The 15,900-nt window shown below is 72.6% G+C and carries 11 protein-coding genes; 1 reads left to right on the top strand and 10 read right to left on the bottom strand.

Annotation, left to right across the window (positions count from 1 at the left end; genetic code table 11):
- Positions 1 to 15 precede the first annotated feature (15 nt).
- The 3 genes from ABZ532_RS23455 to ABZ532_RS23445 form a co-directional block, all read right to left on the bottom strand.
- A complete protein-coding gene (locus tag ABZ532_RS23455; protein WP_361286975.1) occupies positions 16 to 1,740 on the bottom strand; it encodes a hypothetical protein in 1,725 nt (574 codons plus the stop codon).
- A 113-nt stretch (positions 1,741 to 1,853) separates the two neighbouring features.
- A complete protein-coding gene (locus ABZ532_RS23450) occupies positions 1,854 to 3,161 on the bottom strand; it encodes a tetratricopeptide repeat protein (RefSeq protein WP_361286972.1) in 1,308 nt (435 codons plus the stop codon).
- Positions 3,158 to 4,687: a DUF4331 domain-containing protein gene (locus ABZ532_RS23445; protein WP_361286969.1), complete on the bottom strand. Its 1,530-nt coding sequence runs from the start codon at positions 4,685 to 4,687 to the stop codon at positions 3,158 to 3,160. Before ABZ532_RS23445 ends, ABZ532_RS23450 begins: the two co-directional genes overlap by 4 nt.
- A 275-nt stretch (positions 4,688 to 4,962) precedes the next feature.
- On the opposite strand from ABZ532_RS23445, the gene ABZ532_RS23440 reads away from it, so the two are divergent.
- The gene (locus tag ABZ532_RS23440) at positions 4,963 to 5,229 is read left to right on the top strand and encodes a hypothetical protein (protein ID WP_361286966.1); all 267 of its coding nucleotides are present in this window, start codon (positions 4,963 to 4,965) and stop codon (positions 5,227 to 5,229) included.
- A gap of 179 nt (positions 5,230 to 5,408) precedes the next feature.
- Here ABZ532_RS23440 and ABZ532_RS23435 read toward each other — a convergent pair whose 3' ends face one another.
- From ABZ532_RS23435 to hmgA, 7 genes are all read right to left on the bottom strand, one after another.
- Positions 5,409 to 6,713 carry a M1 family metallopeptidase gene (locus ABZ532_RS23435; protein WP_361286963.1) on the bottom strand — a complete coding sequence of 435 codons (1,305 nt, stop codon included), beginning with the start codon at positions 6,711 to 6,713 and terminating at the stop codon, positions 5,409 to 5,411.
- A 54-nt stretch (positions 6,714 to 6,767) separates the two neighbouring features.
- Positions 6,768 to 10,667: a Pls/PosA family non-ribosomal peptide synthetase gene (locus tag ABZ532_RS23430; protein ID WP_361286960.1), complete on the bottom strand. Its 3,900-nt coding sequence runs from the start codon at positions 10,665 to 10,667 to the stop codon at positions 6,768 to 6,770.
- A gap of 260 nt (positions 10,668 to 10,927) precedes the next feature.
- Positions 10,928 to 12,121 carry a CaiB/BaiF CoA-transferase family protein gene (locus ABZ532_RS23425; RefSeq protein WP_361286957.1) on the bottom strand — a complete coding sequence of 398 codons (1,194 nt, stop codon included), beginning with the start codon at positions 12,119 to 12,121 and terminating at the stop codon, positions 10,928 to 10,930.
- A 10-nt stretch (positions 12,122 to 12,131) separates the two neighbouring features.
- Positions 12,132 to 12,350, bottom strand: a complete 219-nt coding sequence (locus ABZ532_RS23420; RefSeq protein ID WP_361286954.1) for a hypothetical protein — start codon at positions 12,348 to 12,350, stop codon at positions 12,132 to 12,134.
- Positions 12,351 to 12,456: 106 nt separating this feature from the next.
- Complete coding sequence (locus tag ABZ532_RS23415; RefSeq protein WP_361286951.1) at positions 12,457 to 13,632, bottom strand: type ISP restriction/modification enzyme; 1,176 nt, start codon at positions 13,630 to 13,632, stop codon at positions 12,457 to 12,459.
- 6 nt (positions 13,633 to 13,638) lie between these two features.
- A complete protein-coding gene (locus ABZ532_RS23410) occupies positions 13,639 to 14,388 on the bottom strand; it encodes a GntR family transcriptional regulator (protein WP_361286948.1) in 750 nt (249 codons plus the stop codon).
- 12 nt (positions 14,389 to 14,400) lie between these two features.
- Positions 14,401 to 15,753: a homogentisate 1,2-dioxygenase gene (gene hmgA, locus ABZ532_RS23405; RefSeq protein WP_361286945.1), complete on the bottom strand. Its 1,353-nt coding sequence runs from the start codon at positions 15,751 to 15,753 to the stop codon at positions 14,401 to 14,403.
- Positions 15,754 to 15,900 lie beyond the last annotated feature (147 nt).

The raw sequence follows: 15,900 nt of genomic DNA, 5'->3' as shown, positions 1-15,900 counted from the left end.
CCCTTCCAAGTTAGCTCAACTGATGGCGCCGGCGGCCCCCCTGAACACCAATCCACATCCCAGGACGAACACGGCGAGCGCCGTACTCAGCGGCGCGGTCCGCTGGACGAAGCCGAGGAACCGCCCGCTCGTACGGCTCGCGGCCCGCCGCCGGTCGAGCCATTCCGCCGCGCGTTGTCCGAGCCGTACGACGGCGAATCCGGCCGCGGTGAGGGTGAGCGCGAGGCCGGCCCCGTATGCCACGACGAGCAGCAGCCCGAACCAGGCGTGCCCCAGCGCGGTGGCGCCGACCAGCACCACGACGGCGGACGGGCTGGGCACCAGGCCTCCGGCGAAGCCGAGGAGCACGGTCCGGCGCAGTGGCTGGGAGGACGCGGATGCGGAAGCTTGCGCATGGGCGGCCTGATCGTGTCCGTGCGGATGGGCGTGACCGTGGCTGTGGGCATCGGCATGGACGTGACCGTGGCTGTGGGGGCGGGCGTGTTCGTGTGGGTGCTGGTCGTGGTCATGTGCCGCGCCGTGACCGTGATCGCCGCCAGCGGCGGCTGCGTCGTGCCGGTCCTGGCTGTGGGCGTGGCCATGGCCGTCCTCGTGGCTGTGGCTGTAAGCGCGTCCGCCCACCCAGTGCACATGGGTGTGCCCCTGCCCGCTGGCGCGTTGCCGCCATGCCCGGCGTACGAGCAGTGCGCCCGCCACCGTCACCAGGCAACCGCTCGCCACGCCCAGCCAGCCCACCACGGACGGGCTGACGGCCGCGCCCGTGGCCACGAGCGCGCCGAGGGCGAAGACACCGAGGGTGTGGGTGACGGTCACCGATGCCCCGAGGGTCAGGACGTCCCGGAGCGAGCTGCGGCCACCGACCGCCGCCGCGGCGGCCATCAGCGTCTTCCCGTGCCCGGGCGCCAGCGCGTGCAGGGCACCGAGACCGAGTGCGACCGCCAGGGCGAGGGCCGCGAAGGGCATCGTCAGCTCGCGGTGTTCGACCAGCCCGGTCAGCTGCTGCGTCCAGCGGTCCACACCGCGCGGCAGGATCGAGGCCGGAGCCGCGGTCTCCGTGCCGTCCTCCGCCAGTGCGGGCCCTCCAGGTACCGCCGTGACCTCGGCGGTCGTACGGTTCGGAGGGGAGTCCAGCAGCCCCTCCGGGTAGCCGGACAGCCGGTTCGACACGGAGTCCCGGGGCACGGACGAGGACTCCAGGGTCCTGCGGTCGCCCCGCGCGGTGATCTCGCGCCAGCCGGGACCGTCCGCACCCGCGGCCCGGAAGACCACGGCCGCCGCACGCTCGGGCAGCGGCGCGGTCATCCCGCACTCCAGGCGCAGGGTGGGCAACCCCGCTTGACCGGGACGCACTTCGGCCCGGGCCGGGCCGGGCTCGAGAGGCACCGGACGGCCGTCCACGCGCAGCTGCGACGTCCGTGCCGCCTCCGCGCAGCGCTCCGTCGCCCATGCCGCGAGACCGGATGCGGGGAGTTCCTTCGGACGCACCCTGGCGGTGGGTATCTCCGCCAGGTCCTCGACATGGTCGACCGCCAGCTCGTCCGGGTGGAGGACGAGCCCGTCGAACCGGTTGACCGTGAAGTTGCCGAGCGGATGCGCCAAGGCGGGCGTCGTGCCGCCCGCGAACAAGGCGGCGAGCACCAGACCCAGTACGGCGACCACCCGTGTGAGTGGCCGCCTCGGGCCGGCGGGGCCCGGCTTCCGGGCGGGGACGCAGGTGCCGACCGCGTACGTCGGCGACATACAGCCCACCCCCGCGATCGGCCCCGCGCCCCTGAGCAGTGGTGGCAGAGTCCCGCCTGGCTCGCCCTCCGGGCGGACGGCGCTACTTCTCAGAAACTGCCTGGGCGGGAAGTTCATGACCCCTCCAGGGCGTCGAGCGCGCGCCGGGCATCGCGCGAACCGAGTGGTGAGAAACCGGGGTTCAGCTCCAGGGCGAGGGAGAGCGAGGCCCGTGCGCCGGCCGTGTCACCGACTGCCCGCTCGATCATTCCGCGGTGGAACAGGAACGCGGCGTTGCGGTATCCGGTCGCCGTCGCAAGCTTGGCGTGTGCCAGCGCCTCCTTCGACTCGCCGGACCGGTGCAGTGCCCAGGCCAGCGCGTCCTCCGTGTGCACCGTGCGGCGCCGCTGCCACTCGGCCCGCGCCGCGCGCAGTGCCGCCGCCCTGTCACCGTGGTCGGCCGCGGCCAGCGCGGTGTCCAGGTCCGGGTTCACCCCGCCCGCACGGGCGAGACCGGTGTACGTTTCGACGACGGCGTACTGCTCCCGGGCGTGCTCGGGCTGGCCGGTCGCCTCGTACAGCTCGCCGAGCGCGACCAGCCGTCCGGGCAGCGGATAGCGCCCGACCAGGTCGTCGAACTCCTTGATCGCGCCCTTCAGATCTCCCTTTCCGGCGAGTGCCCGTGCCCGGCACTCGCCTGCTTCCGGGTTGCCCGGCTCGGCCTTGAGCGCGAGACCGCAACGCCGCAGCGCCTCCGTGTAGTCGCCCTGCGACCAGGCGAGCTGGCCCAGCGCCGTCGATGTGTAGGCGACGTCGGCCCGGCGGGCGGCCGAGTCCAGGGCGAGCTCCAGCACCCGGCGCGCCTCCTCGGTCTCCCCGCGCAGCTCCCGCACATAGGCGAAACGCGTGAATACCGGGATGCCGGGGCGGCGCGCGTCGGCCAGCTTCGCGGCGGCCAACGCGTCCGCATAGCGACCGAGTTCGACCAGCGCGTCGATCCGCACCGCCAGGGCGCGCTCGCTGTACGCGTTGACCGCCAGCGCACCGTCCGCCGCGCGGAGCGCCCCGGGGAAGTCATGGCGGGCGGCTGCGAGCGCGGCGCGGCCGGCGATGGCGTCCGCGTTGTCGTCGGGACGCAGCTCCAGCGACCGTGCGAGGGCCTTCTCAGCCTGCGGATACCGGGCCGCGTCCCCGCTGACCCTGGCTTCCTCGACGTACGCGGAGCCGAGTGCCGCCCAGGCGCCCGCGTCCTTGGGCTGTTCCCTGAGGTGCGCCTGGAGGGCGCGTACGCCCTGGCCGGCCGCCGTCCCCGTGGCGGCGGCCGGAACGGCGGGCACCTCGCCCTCGCCGCCGACGACCGCTCCCACGGCCGTCAGCACGAGCGCCAGACCCGCCACCCCGGCCGCGAGCCGCCCCGCACGGGCGTGCTTGCCGAGCTTCACAGAATGCCCCTGCTGCGCCGGCGCATCCGCCACCAGCCGAGACCCAGGGCCACCAGCACCACTCCGGCGCCCGCGGACACCAGCGACGTGACCACGAGCTTGTCGCCGCCGCCCGCCAGCGCCGAGAGCTCGGAGGCCCCGCCCTTCAGCTGGCTCTCGGCGCCGTTGCCCTTGGCCACCTGGCCGCGGGAGCCGGACGTCGGCAGCGCCACATACGGGAACTTCTTCTCGAACCCCAGGTCGTTCGCGTCCACCGCGTCACCCAGGTCGTTCTTCTGTCCCAGCAGTTCGCCTTCGACCACCTGGAGCGAGATGTCGATCACATCGTCCGTCAGCCGCCGCCCGTTGGGGAAGCCGGCCTTGTCGCCGTCCAGCACCCCGAGGCGCTTGGGGTCATGGGCCGGCGGGATCGAGGTGTTCAGACGCAGCGCCTCGGCGGGCTTGACCTCCGGCGGCTGGTTGAGGTCCTTGACCCCGGTCAGGAACACCGACACCAGATCGTCGCGGGGTGTCGCGGGAGCCTTGATCTTGTAGATGGACTCGATGAGCTTGGGCAGCTCGGGTTCGGTGACGAACGGCAGGAACTCCGCGTCGTTCCAGGGCGACGAGGCGTTGAACTTGTCCTTCGCCTTCACCGGTACGACGACCTCGTTGACGAGAGGCATGCCGAGGCGCGACACCTGGGTCCAGTCGCCGCTCGCGTTCTTCCGGGACGTGGTCGACCAGATGCCGACCACCGGCTGTCCCTCGGACTCCCGTATGTGCTCGGTCGGCACCTGGAGCGCGATGCTGTTGACGTTGTAGCCCTTGAGCGTGTCGTTGCCGACCTCGGAGAGGTCGCCGCCGTACAGCAGGTCGAAGACACGCAGGTCCAGGAAGAAGGGGTCGTCGGCCTGGCCGGCGAACACCGATGAGCCGTCCTCCATCCGGTGCACGGCCTGGGCGCGCAGCTGCGCATAGTCCGGCATGGACGCTTTGCCCACGTTCGAGGGGGCGACCGGCACATGGTCGGCGATCTTCGTGTGGGAGATCACATGCTGCTTGCGCAGCTTCAGCAGTTCGAGGTCGTAGGTCTGCGTGATGTTGAGGTCCGGGTCGTCGACGCTGGTCACCGGTCCCGTGTTGTACAGGAAGGTGTCACCGTTCTTGACCTGGTCGTGGAAGGTCCAGCGGTAGAGCAGATCGCCCTGTGCGTCGCCGTCCGAGTCGACGTGGATCTCGTAGCGGGCGTCCTTGGCGAACCGGTAGAAGTTCGGCCCGCCCCCGGGTTCCTCGAAGGGCAGCCAGTTGGCGACGATCGTCGTCGTGTCCGGCCGGTCCGGGCTCACGAAGGCGTAGACGTCCGTGTTGTCGAGCTGCGGCTGGCCCGAGATCAGCGGGGCCTCCCGGTGGCTGGAGGCGTGCGCGGCCCCCGGCGCGAGCGTGGTGGTGACTCCCGAGGCCGCGAGCCCCCCGGCTGCCAGCGCACCACAGACGAGCGCGGCAAGATTCCTGCGCCCCCGCGCGCTCCACTTGATAGCGGTCATCGAGTCCATCCCGTTCCTGTCCGAGGACCTTGGATCAGTCCTGCCTGATGACCGGTGTTCGGGGCAGGAGGCCGGATGGATTGGCGTGGATCGGAATCGGATTGGCGGCGCACTCGAAACTGTCCAACTCGCCCTGGAATCAGTTGGATTCGCTGAGTAACCGTCAACACCCGTACAGGGGTGGTGAATCCTGCGACCGGGATACACGAGTGTCACTACGGGACGATAGGGTTAACCTGCCCGGGCCGGGTGCCCTCGTACGGGTGGGGAGTGAAATGGAACAGATAACGGTGCGCAGCAGGGCGCGAGTGCCCGCGATCACCTGTGGAAGCAACGCGACCAGCTCGCGTCTCGACCGCCATCTCGCGGTGCTGGGCGGCCCTGTCGTCCCGCAGCGGGAGTCGGCGGAGGCGACGTCGCTGATGCGTGAGCTGACGACACGTGATGTGGCGCACACGCGTGCGAGCAAGAGTGAGCGGGTCTCGCTCTTCGCGCCGCTGCGCCGGCTGCGGCGCTCGCTGTTCGGCAGCCGCCGACACTAGGTCACACAGACCCCGCAGCTTCCGGCCTGGGTGGCCGGCAGGCGGAGCCGGGCTCGCGTGACCGCTTCACGCGCACCCGTCCCCCGCTCGCCCGTCCGGCTCCGATGCCCGCCCACCCAGGCCGTGCACCACACCGGGGCAGCCCCGGCCGGCACCCACCGCCCCGCCCGGACACCGCACTAGAGCGGCAGAGCCGGCAGCTTGGCCTCGTACAGCCACATCGCGAACAGCCTGTCCAGCGGTAGCGCCGAATGCCGCCGTGCCAGGGCGATGAACCCCTCGGTCGTCACCACCCCGTGCCGGTGGGTAGCGGTCCACTCCCGCAGCAGCCCGACGAACGCAGCATGTCCCATCTTCGTGCGCAGCGCGTGCAGGGTGAGCGCACCCCGTTCGTAGACCCGGTCGTCGAACAGCCGCCGCAGTCCCGGATCGGCGATCCGGATGTCCTGCCGCATCATGGCCAGCCGGGCGCGCGACCTGGCCGCCAGTGACGAGGCCGAAGGGCCGCCCGACAGCTCGGACCACAGCCACTCGGCGTACTTCGCGAAGCCCTCGTTGAGCCAGATGTGCCGCCAGTCGGCCACGGTCAGACTGTTGCCGAACCACTGGTGGGCCAGCTCGTGCGCGACCAGCCGCTCGCTGCCCCGCCGGCCGTCCACATGGTTGGCGCCGAACACCGACAGGCCCTGCGCCTCCACGGGCACGTCCAGCTCCTCGTCCACCACCACGACCGCGTAGTCGTCAAAGGGATACGGGCCGAACAGGTCCGTGAACACCAGCATCATTTCCGGCTGGCGCGCGAAGTCCCGCTCGAAGCGGCCCAGGAGGGTGCCCGGCACCGCGGCCGGCTGCGGCACCTCACCCGCATGCGGCACCTCCACCAGCTCGTACGGTCCGATCTGGACGCTCGCCAGATAGCTCGCCATGGGCGCGGGCTGCTCGTACACCCAGGTCGTCGTGGACGCGCTGATGGTGCGTGAGGCGAGTGTCCCGTTCGCCACCACCGTGTACGGGGACGGGGCGGTCACCGTGATCCGGTAGGCCGCCTTGTCGTCCGGGCGGTCGTTGCAGGGGAACCAGGAGCGGGACCCGTTCGGCTGAGAGGCCACCAGTGCGCCCTCGTCCAGCAGCTCCCAGCCCAGGTCGCCCCAGTCACGGGTGCGCACCGGCCGGGGGACACCCGTGTAGCGCACCTCCACCGTGAAGGGCGTCCCCGCGCGCAGCGGCTTGGCTGGCCTTATCCGCAGTTTGTCGCCGCGGTGTGTGTACTTCGCGGGGCGGGCGCCGTTCACCAGGACCTTGGTGAGCCGGAACTGCCCGAGATCGAGCACGATCTCGGGCAGCGCGCGTTCGGTTCCCACCACGGCGTGGATCGTCGCCCGGCCCGTGAGACGACCCGTCTGCGGACGGTAGTCCAGCTCCAGGTCGTACTCCGTGGTCCGGTGGCCACCGTCGCCGTGCTGCGGCAGATACGAATCCGTCACCGTGGTGCGTCCTTCGGTCGTGCCCTGTGCCCGTGTTCTGTGCCCGTGCCCTGCTCACGTCCGCCATGCGGCGATCGGGTTGCCCAGCCACCGCGTGTCGGAGGGCACCCGCTCCCCACGCATCACCAGCGACGCCGGACCGACCGTGGCACGGTCTCCGATCATCGCGCCGGGCAGCGCGATCCCATGCGGACCGAGTGTCGCACCCGCACCGAGAACCACATTGTCCATGCGCATGATCCGGTCGTGGAAGAGATGGGTCTGCACGACACAGCCCCGGTTGACACTGGCACCGGCGCCGATCGCGACGAGATCCGCCTCCGGCAGCCAGTACGTCTCGCACCAGGCGCCCCGTCCGATACGGGCACCGAGGCCGCGCAGCCACAGGTTCATCAGCGGGGTACCCGCGGTCGCGCCCACCAGCCAGGGCACGGCCAGCACCTCCACGAACGTGTCGGCGAGTTCGTTGCGCCATACGAACGACGACCACAGCGGCTGCTCCACGGCCCTGAACCTGCCCACCAGCAGCCACTTCGCGGCGATCGCGACCAGCGCCGCCACCACGCCGGAGGCGAGGACCACCACCCCGCCGAGCAGCACCGCGACCGCAGGCCCGAAGCGCCCCGCGACCAGGGTGAACGCGGCGAGTGCGAGCACGGCCAGCGCCACCCCGCACATCACCGGGACCACCCGGCACAGCTCCACGGCGGCGCGCGCCAGCTTCAGCCGGAGCGGTGGGGCGAAGGTGCGGCTCTGGTCGCCCTGCTCGGCGGCCCGCGGCAGCCTCATCGGTGGCATACCGAGCCACGAGGAGCCCGCCTTGGCACGCTTGGGCGCCGCCGACAGCACACCCACCAGCCCCCGCTTGGGCACCCTGCGCCCGGCCGCGGCCATCCCGGAGTTGCCGAGGAAGGCGCGCTTGCCGACCCGGGCCTCGGCGATGCGCAGCCAGCCGCCGCCGAGCTCGTACGAGGCGACCATGGTGTCGTCGGCCAGGAACGCCTCGTCGCCGACCGTCGCCATGCCCGGCAGCGCCAGCACGGTCGACGCCTCCACCCCTCGCCCGACCCGCATCCCGAGCGCCCGCAGCCACACGGGGGTGAACAGGCTGGCGTACAGAGGGAAGAGATGTACCCGCGCCATGTCCATCAGCCGCTCGGTCGCCCACGCCTGCCACGCGACCCGGCCGTGCACCGGATGGTGCCCTTCGCGCAGCCCGGTGCCCAGCAGCCGCACACCCGTCACGATCAGCACCGCGTACGCGGCCATGGCGACCAGCGTCGCCAGCGGCACCGCCGCGAGGGCCGCTGCCAGCGCCTCCCCGGCGCCGCCGCCGGTGCTTTGCAGGAAGTCACCGATCACCAGTAGACCCGGCAGCGCGGCGACCGCGGGCAGCAGCCCGATGAGCAGCGATGACACCGAGTAGATGACGGTCCAGCGGCGTCTGCGCACCGGGCGCCCGCCGCCGGGCAGGCCGCGCCCCGCCTTGCCTTGTCTGCACGCCGGGGCTCCGGCCCAGCGCTCGCCCGCGGGGACGGCTCCGGTCACGCCCGAGCCGGGGGCGACCTCCGCCCGCTTGCCGATCCGGGCACCGGGGAACAGCGTGCTGCGGGCACCGACGGTGGCCCCCGCCCCGATCCGTACCGAGCCGACGCGCAGCCGGTCGCCGTCCAGCCAGTGACCTGACAGGTCCACCTCGGGCTCGACGGCACAGCCCTTGCCGAGCCGCAGCAGCCCCGTCACGGGCGGCAGCGCGTGCAGATCCACATCGTCCCCGACGCGGACACCGAGAGCCCGCGCGTAGTAGGTGAGCCAGGAACCCGCGAGCCCGGTGGCCCCGCTGAGTTCGGCGAGCCGCTCCGCCGTCCACAGCCGCAGATGGGTACGGCCCCCGCGGGGGTACGTGCCGGGGCGCAGTCCGCGCAGCAGCAGCCGCGCCCCGCCCGCCGCGATCACGATCCGCCCGGGTGGACTGACCACGAGCAGCCAGCCGACCGCCACCCACCACCAGGACACCGTGGGCGCCCAGGGCAGCCCGATGACGTTGTTCACCGCGGCGGCGACCACCGCCCAGCGCAGGCCCAGGACGCCCATCAGCGGCAGCGTCAGCAGCAGCTGCACGACGCCCGTGCGCAGCGTCACCGGGCGCACGGCGCGGATCCTCGCACCGCGCCCGGACGCCGCCTCCAGGGTGCGTGCGAGGGCCCCCAGGGTGGGGTTCCGGTAGATGTCGCCGACCGAACCGGTGCCGTAGTGCTCACGGATCCGCGAGACCAGCTGGGCGGCGGCGAGGCTGCCGCCGCCGTTCACGAAGAAGTCGGCGTCGGGCCCGCCGGCCGGGGCCCCGAGCACCTCCCCCCACTGCCCGGCCAGCCAGGCCTCGGTCTCGCTCAGCCCGGCCGTGTCCGTGGCCCCGCCGCCCGGCAGCGGCCAGGGCAGCGCGTCGCGGTCCACCTTTCCGGACGTACGCGTGGGCAACTCGGCCACGACGGCGATCACGGGGACGAGCGCGGCGGGCAGCTCCTTGCGCAGCCGGGCCACGGTATCGGCGGCATCAAACGCGTCTTCGGCCTTGCCCGGCACCACGTACCCGACCAGCAGCTGATGGCCCGCGGCCGTGGTACGGACCGCGGCGGCGGCGCCCGCGACCCCGGGGAGCGCCTGGAGGGCCGCGTCGATCTCACCCAGCTCGATACGGCGGCCGCCCAGCTTGACCTGCTCGTCCGCGCGGCCGACGAAGACCAGGCCCTCGGACTCCGCGCGCACCAGATCACCACTGCGATAGGCACGCTCCCAGCCCAGCGCGGGCAGCGGGGCGTACTTCTCCGCGTCCTTGCCGGGGTCCAGATACCGGGCGAGACCGACACCGCCGATCACCAGCTCACCGGTCGCGCCCATCACTGCCGGCTCGCCCCGCTCGTCCACCACCGCGAGCTCCCAGCCGTCCAGCGGCAGCCCGATGCGCACCGGGCCCTCACCGGTCAGCGGGGCGGCGCAGGCGACCACGGTGGCCTCCGTCGGGCCGTAGGTGTTCCACACCTCGCGCCCCGGCACGGCCATCCGCTCCGCCAGCTCGGGCGGGCAGGCCTCACCGCCGAAGATCAGCAGCCGCACCTCGTCCAGGGCATCCACCGGCCACAGCGCGGCGAGCGTGGGCACCGTCGAGACCACGGTGATGCCCTTCTCGACCAGCCAGGGCCCCAGATCAAGACCGCTGCGCACGAGCGAACGCGGCGCGGGCACCAGGCAGCCGCCGTGCCGCCAGGCCAGCCACATCTCCTCGCACGAGGCGTCGAACGCGACGGACAGCCCGGCGAGCACCCGGTCACCCGGGCCGAGCGGCTCGTCCGCGGCGTCCGTGAGGAAGAGCCGCGCCTCCGCGTCGACGAACGCCGCCGCGCTGCGATGGCTGACGGCGACACCCTTGGGCTTGCCGGTGGAGCCCGAGGTGAAGATGACCCAGGCGTCGTCGTCCGGCGCGGGCCTGCCCTCCGTGTCCCCACCCGGGCTCCCGACCACCACGATGCGGCGCCCGGCCCCGATCACGGCTGCCACCCCGGCCTCCCCGAACACCAACTCGGCACGCTCGTCGGGGTCCTCCGCGTCCACGGGGACGTACGCAGCGCCGCTGGCGAGCACCGCGAGGATGGCCACGTACAGGTCGACGGTCCCGGACGGCACGCGCACACCCACCCGGTCACCGCTGCCGACCCCCCGCTCGGCGAGCCGCCGACGCAGCTTCTCGACCTCGTCGGCCAGCCCGCGGTAGGTGAGGGCCTCGCTGCCGTCGTCCACGGCCGGCGCCCCTGGGTGCCGCCCCGCGGTCTCCTCCAGGATGTCGAGCAGTGTCCGCTCCGCGGGAGCGACTCCCGCGGCGAACAGCGCCGGCAGGGGGGCCGCGCTCGCATCGAGGAGCGGGTCGAGCAGCGCCGGTGTATCCGGGACGACGGTCATACGGCGCGCCGTTCGCCCACCTGCATGACGCGGTTCTCGTTCCTGCGCATCGCTCACTCTCCGTCCGTGTCTGTGGAGTGCGCCGCGAATCGTGGAACCTCCGCGCGCATGGCAAACGAGGAGTTTATCGAGCGTTCACCCAGGTGGCCTGTCGAACGGGGAGTCCCGCGTCCGTAGGGCAGACGGGTGGCGCGGTGTGCCGCGCCCCGGTGGCCGGACGCCCGGGGCGCCGCACGGGGTGGTGCGTGCACGCCGGTGGCTCACCCCACCACTCCGTCCTTCCGCAGCGCCGCGATCTCCGAGGCCCCCAGTCCCACCTCCCGCAGCACCGCATCCGTGTGCTCCCCGAGTGCCGGGATCGGACCCATCCGGGCATCAGGGCCGCCCGGCAGGTTGATCGGGGGGAGGAGCGCACGCAGGGGGCCCGTGGGGGAGGGGACCTCGCGCCAGCGGGAGCGGGCCGCGAGCTGGGGGTGGCGGGCCAGGTCGGTGACGGTGTTGAGACGGGCGCAGGCGATGCCGCCCGCCTCGAGGCGGGCGACGGCGTCGTCGGTGCTGAGACGGGCCAGGGCCTCGCTCACCACCGCATCGGTCTTCGCCCGGTTCGCCGTGCGTGCCGTGTTCGTGGCGAAGGCGGGGTCCTCGCCCAGCTCGGGGCGGTCCAGCACCTGCTCGGCGAGCCGCCGCCACTCGCGGTCGTTCTGCACGGACAGCAGCACCTGGCCGCCGTCGGCCGTCGCGTAGGCGTCGTACGGCGCGATCACGGCGTGCGCGAGGCCGGTGCGGGCGGGGGGCGCGCCCCCGTGCATGCCGTGGTGCAGGGGATGGCCCATCCACTCGGCGAGCGACTCCAGCATGGAGATCTCCACCGGCCCTCCGAGCCCGGTCGTGGCGCGGCGCAGCAGGGCGGCGAGCACCCCCGAGAACGCGTACATCGCCGCCGCCACATCCGCCGCCGGGATGCCCGCCTTCACCGGCTGCCCGGGTGTCCCGGTCACGGACACCAGGCCCGCCTCGCACTGCACGAGCATGTCGTAGGCCCGCTTGTGGGCGTACGGTCCCTCGGCCCCGTATCCGGAGATGTCCACCGCCACGAGCCGGGGGAACTGCTCGCACAGTGCGGCCGCGTCCAGGCCGAGCCGCGCCGCGGCGCCCTGGGCGAGGTTCTGCACGAACACATCGGCGCCGGTGATCAGCCGGCGCACCACGGCGATTCCGCGCGGGTCCTTCAGATCGACCGCGAGTGACTCCTTGCCGCGGTTGCACCAGACGAAGTGCGAGGCGAGACCCTGCGCCGCTGTGTCGTAGCCGCGGGCGAAGTCACCGCCGTCCGGTCGCTCGATCTTGATCACCCGGGCTCCGAGGTCGGCGAGCTGGCGGGTGGCGAACGGAGCCGACACGGCCTGTTCGACGGCGACGACGGTGATGCCTTCGAGGGGCAGCGGCTGGCTCATATCAGCCGTACTACCGCTTGCCGGCCAACTTTGTCACGCCGGATACGGTGGGCGGCCAGATCATCCGGAAGACCGGCGGCGCCGCGAGATCCGTGATCACGTCCCCACGGGTGTGCTGCTCGACCCGGTCCGGGGACCGGTGCGCGATGTCTGTGGTGAAGGGCTCCAGGCGCACACGGCGGGGCACGAACGCCGCGTTCACCAGTGTGCGCAGCCGGGTGTTGACCACGCCCTGCGCCGTGTCGGCGAGTAGCCGACCGATGCGCTCCCTTCGCGGTTAGCTGATGCGAGCCTGCCCCGGACGGGATCCGGCCTGCCGGGGCACCGGTCGTTGCTCAGATCAGCGCGAACTGCCCTTCCGGGCCCTCCTCGTGGTGGTCCAGCACCGATGCGGGCCGGCGGGCGGCGTCCGTCACCGGTGCCAGTTCCGGGTCGGCCGGACCGGAGGCGGAGATGGCCTGCGCCAGCGCCTTTCGCGGGGCCTCCGACCTGCCCAGCAGCGCCAGCACGGTGATGAGTTCGAGCAGCTCCGACGTGCGTTCCTGGGGCCAGGCGCCCGGCCGGATCGCGTCCAGGGTCCCGGGCTCCGCCTCGGTCGTCGTACGCCGTTCGAACCAGCTCTCGAGCACCCGCACCCCGGCCACCGTGAAGTCCCACGCCTCCGCGGGGACGGGGGCGATCCGTCCCCCGCCGAGCAGCAGGGCCTCCTCGTCGGCGTCGTAGGCCATGCCCTGGGGCCGTGCCGGGAGCGATGCCCGTACATACGGCCGCTGGCCGCCGGGCAGCCTGGGCCGCTCGCCCCCGTGGGCGCCCCTGAGCTGGATGTCCAGCAGCCGCTGACCCAGCCGTACACCCTCCGCCCACACCCCGGGGTCCGGGGTGAACGGCACCTCGCACCCCCGGCCCGAGACCGACGGCTGTCCAGCGGCGACGATCCAGGCGAGGACCTCCGCCGCGGTGACCTTCTGTCCGTAGCGCGCACGCAGTGCATCCAGCACGCCCGCCGCCAGATTGGGCTCGGTCCCACCGGGCCGCCGGTACAGCGGCCGTATCCGCCCGGGCCGTCCGGCCGGTGACCGGCCGTCGGGCAGCGCCGCGGACACCAGCAGCGCGGGGCCCGCGGCTCCCGGCACCCGGCCCAGTTCCTGCACGAACAGCTGCCGCCCGTCGGCGACCCGCCACAGCTCCGGCCGGGCGTTGTCGATGAGGCGGTGGTCGGGGATCACCCACTGCTGGTCGAAGGGCCCGTGCATGATCGGAACGGGCTCGGGGCAGGGGCCGCTCTCCCCGGCGAACCGCGCGGTCCCGGTGGACTGCCCGGGCAGGGCGGCGACACCGCTGTGCAGCGTCCGCGCCCGCGTCTCCCCGAAGAGCGTCCGGCGTTCACCCTCGCCGGCCCGTATCAGCGTGTCCCAGCGGGCCCGCAGCGTCCGTGCCTCCGGGGCCACCACCCAGTCGCGGCCCAGCCTGAGGGGTCCCGCGGACCAGGGCATCAGATCGTCCAGCAGCATCGCGGATCACTCCGCCTCGACGGTCACCGAGAACGAGAACCGGTCCCCCCGGTACCGGATGCGCGCCACGTCCACCACCCGCCCCTCGTCGTCGTAGGTCACCCCGGTGTAGTGCAGGATCGGCGACAGCAGCGGCACCTGGAGCAGCTCGGCCGTCTCCGGGTCGGCGAGTCTCGCCTCCACCGTGTCCGTGATCCGGCTGATCCTTACCCCGACGACGTCCCGCAGCACCTTCGTCATCGGCCAGCGCTCGAGGTCGCCGACCTCGAGCGCCGCCGCGATGTCCGGCCGTACCGCGTTCTCCGCCCAGTTCGTCGGTTCGCCGCTGTCCCCGTCGCAGCGGAGCCTGCGGTACGTCACGACCTCGTCCACGTCCGTGAAGAACTCGGCGAGCTCACCGGGCACCGTGGACGTCCCATGCCCCAGGACGGTGGTCCGCTCGCCCGACTGCTGGGCCACGATCGCGTCGATCGAGCCCAGCAGCCGCCGGGGGGCACTGCGCCGCGCCCCCGGCTCGATGAACGTGCCGCGCCTGCGGTGCCTGCTGATCAGCCCCTCGGCCTCAAGCTCCTTCAGCGCCTGCCGCATGGTCAGCACGCTCACGCCGTAGTGCTCGGCGAGCTGCTCCTCGGTGGGCAGCCGCAGCGGGTCGTGCGGCCCGCGCCCGAGTATCGAGGCGCGCAGGGACTGCGAGACCTGGTACCACAGCGGCAGTTTGCGGTTCAGGACGAGCGAGTCTGGGGCGAAGGCGGTCACGGCATCTCCGTACTACGACCGGAAGTGGCGCTCAAGACCCTGCCACACGTCGTCGTACCCCTCCTGCAGATGTCCGGCGCTCGCCGCCTGCTCCGTCGCGGTCACCGGCCAGCGCGTCTCGAACATGAACGCGAGACCGTCGTCGATCTTCTGCGGCTTCAGCTCGGCGGCACTGGCCTTGTCGAAGGTCTCCCTGTCGGGGCCGTGCGCGGACATCATGTTGTGCAGCGAGCCGCCGCCGGGGACGAAGCCGCCCTCGCCCGCTGTCTTGGCGTCGTAGGCGCCCTCGATCAGGCCCATGTACTCGCTCATCACGTTGCGGTGGAAGTACGGCGGGCGGAAGGTGTCCTCGCCCACCAGCCAGCGTGGCGCGAACACCACGAAGTCCACACTCGCGAGCCCGGGGGTGTCGGTCGGCGAGGTGAGCACGGTGAAGATCGACGGGTCGGGGTGGTCGTAGGAGATCGTGCCGATCACATTGAAACGGTGCAGGTCGTAGACATACGGCAGATGGTTGCCGTGCCAGGCCACCACATCGAGCGGGGAGTGGTCATAGGTGGCGGCCCACAGGTTGCCGCAGTACTTGTTGACCACCGCAACAGGGCCTTCGACGTCCTCGTACGCCGCGACCGGGGCGCGGAAGTCCCGGACGTTGGCCAGGCCGTTGGCGCCGATCGGTCCCAGGTCAGGGAGCTGGAACGGCGCGCCGTAGTTCTCGCAGACGTAGCCGCGGGCGGTGTCGTCGAGCAGCTCGACCCGGAAGCGCACGCCGCGCGGGATCAGCGCCACCTCGCCCGGCCGGGCCGCGAGCAGGCCGAACTCGGTGCGCAGCAGCAGCCCACCGTGCTCCGGGACGATGAGCAGTTCGCCGTCCGCGTCGCTGAACACGCGGCGCTCCATGGAGGCGTTGGCGTGGTAGAGGTGCACGGCCATTCCGGTGCGCTGGGCGGCGTCGCCGTTGCCGCCGAGGGTCCACAGGCCGGCCAGCCAGTCGGTGCCGGGCGCGGGCTCCGGCAGCGGGTTCCAGCGGAGCCGGTTGGGGTCCGGCACGGTCTCCGTGAAGGGCGCGGAGCGCACCGCGTTGTTGTCGACGCGGACGAACGGCGGGTGGGTGGCGGACGGCCGGATCCGATACAGCCAGGAGCGCCGGTTGTGGGCGCGCGGCTCGGTGAAGGCGGAGCCGCTGAGCTGCTCCGCGTAGAGGCCCAGCGGGGCCCGCTGCGGCGAGTTGCGGCCCAGCGGCAATGCATCCGGCACGGCCTCGGAGCTGTGCTCGTTGCCGAAGCCCGACAGGTACTCCAGGCCTTCGGCGGTCTTCCTGGCCTGCTCGGTGCTGTTGCCGCCGCTCGTCCCGTTGCCGCTCATGCACACTCCCGATGCGTCCGCTGAGGAATCCTATGCTTGACAGTAGGATTCCCTGGCCGGTCACGTCAACGGCATCGCCCCCCGACACCGAAGAGCGACACGAGGGGCGGCGCCTCCGCCGTGGCGCCGGCGGTGCCTCAACCTGGC

Source organism: Streptomyces sp. NPDC019396 (assembly GCF_040632375.1).
Lineage (GTDB): Bacteria > Actinomycetota > Actinomycetes > Streptomycetales > Streptomycetaceae > Streptomyces.
This window is presented reverse-complemented; position numbering and strand designations above follow the sequence as displayed.

Excerpts from the sequence above, each read along its gene's own strand:
- ABZ532_RS23425 (WP_361286957.1), bottom strand. The coding sequence starts at position 12,121 with ATGAGCCAGCCGCTGCCCCTCGAAGGCATCACCGTCGTCGCCGTCGAA.
- ABZ532_RS23440 (WP_361286966.1), top strand. The coding sequence starts at position 4,963 with ATGGAACAGATAACGGTGCGCAGCAGGGCGCGAGTGCCCGCGATCACC.
- ABZ532_RS23445 (WP_361286969.1), bottom strand. The coding sequence starts at position 4,687 with ATGACCGCTATCAAGTGGAGCGCGCGGGGGCGCAGGAATCTTGCCGCG.
- ABZ532_RS23455 (WP_361286975.1), bottom strand. The coding sequence starts at position 1,740 with ATGTCGCCGACGTACGCGGTCGGCACCTGCGTCCCCGCCCGGAAGCCG.
- hmgA (WP_361286945.1), bottom strand. The coding sequence starts at position 15,753 with ATGAGCGGCAACGGGACGAGCGGCGGCAACAGCACCGAGCAGGCCAGG.
- ABZ532_RS23415 (WP_361286951.1), bottom strand. The coding sequence starts at position 13,632 with ATGCTGCTGGACGATCTGATGCCCTGGTCCGCGGGACCCCTCAGGCTG.
- ABZ532_RS23430 (WP_361286960.1), bottom strand. The coding sequence starts at position 10,667 with ATGACCGTCGTCCCGGATACACCGGCGCTGCTCGACCCGCTCCTCGAT.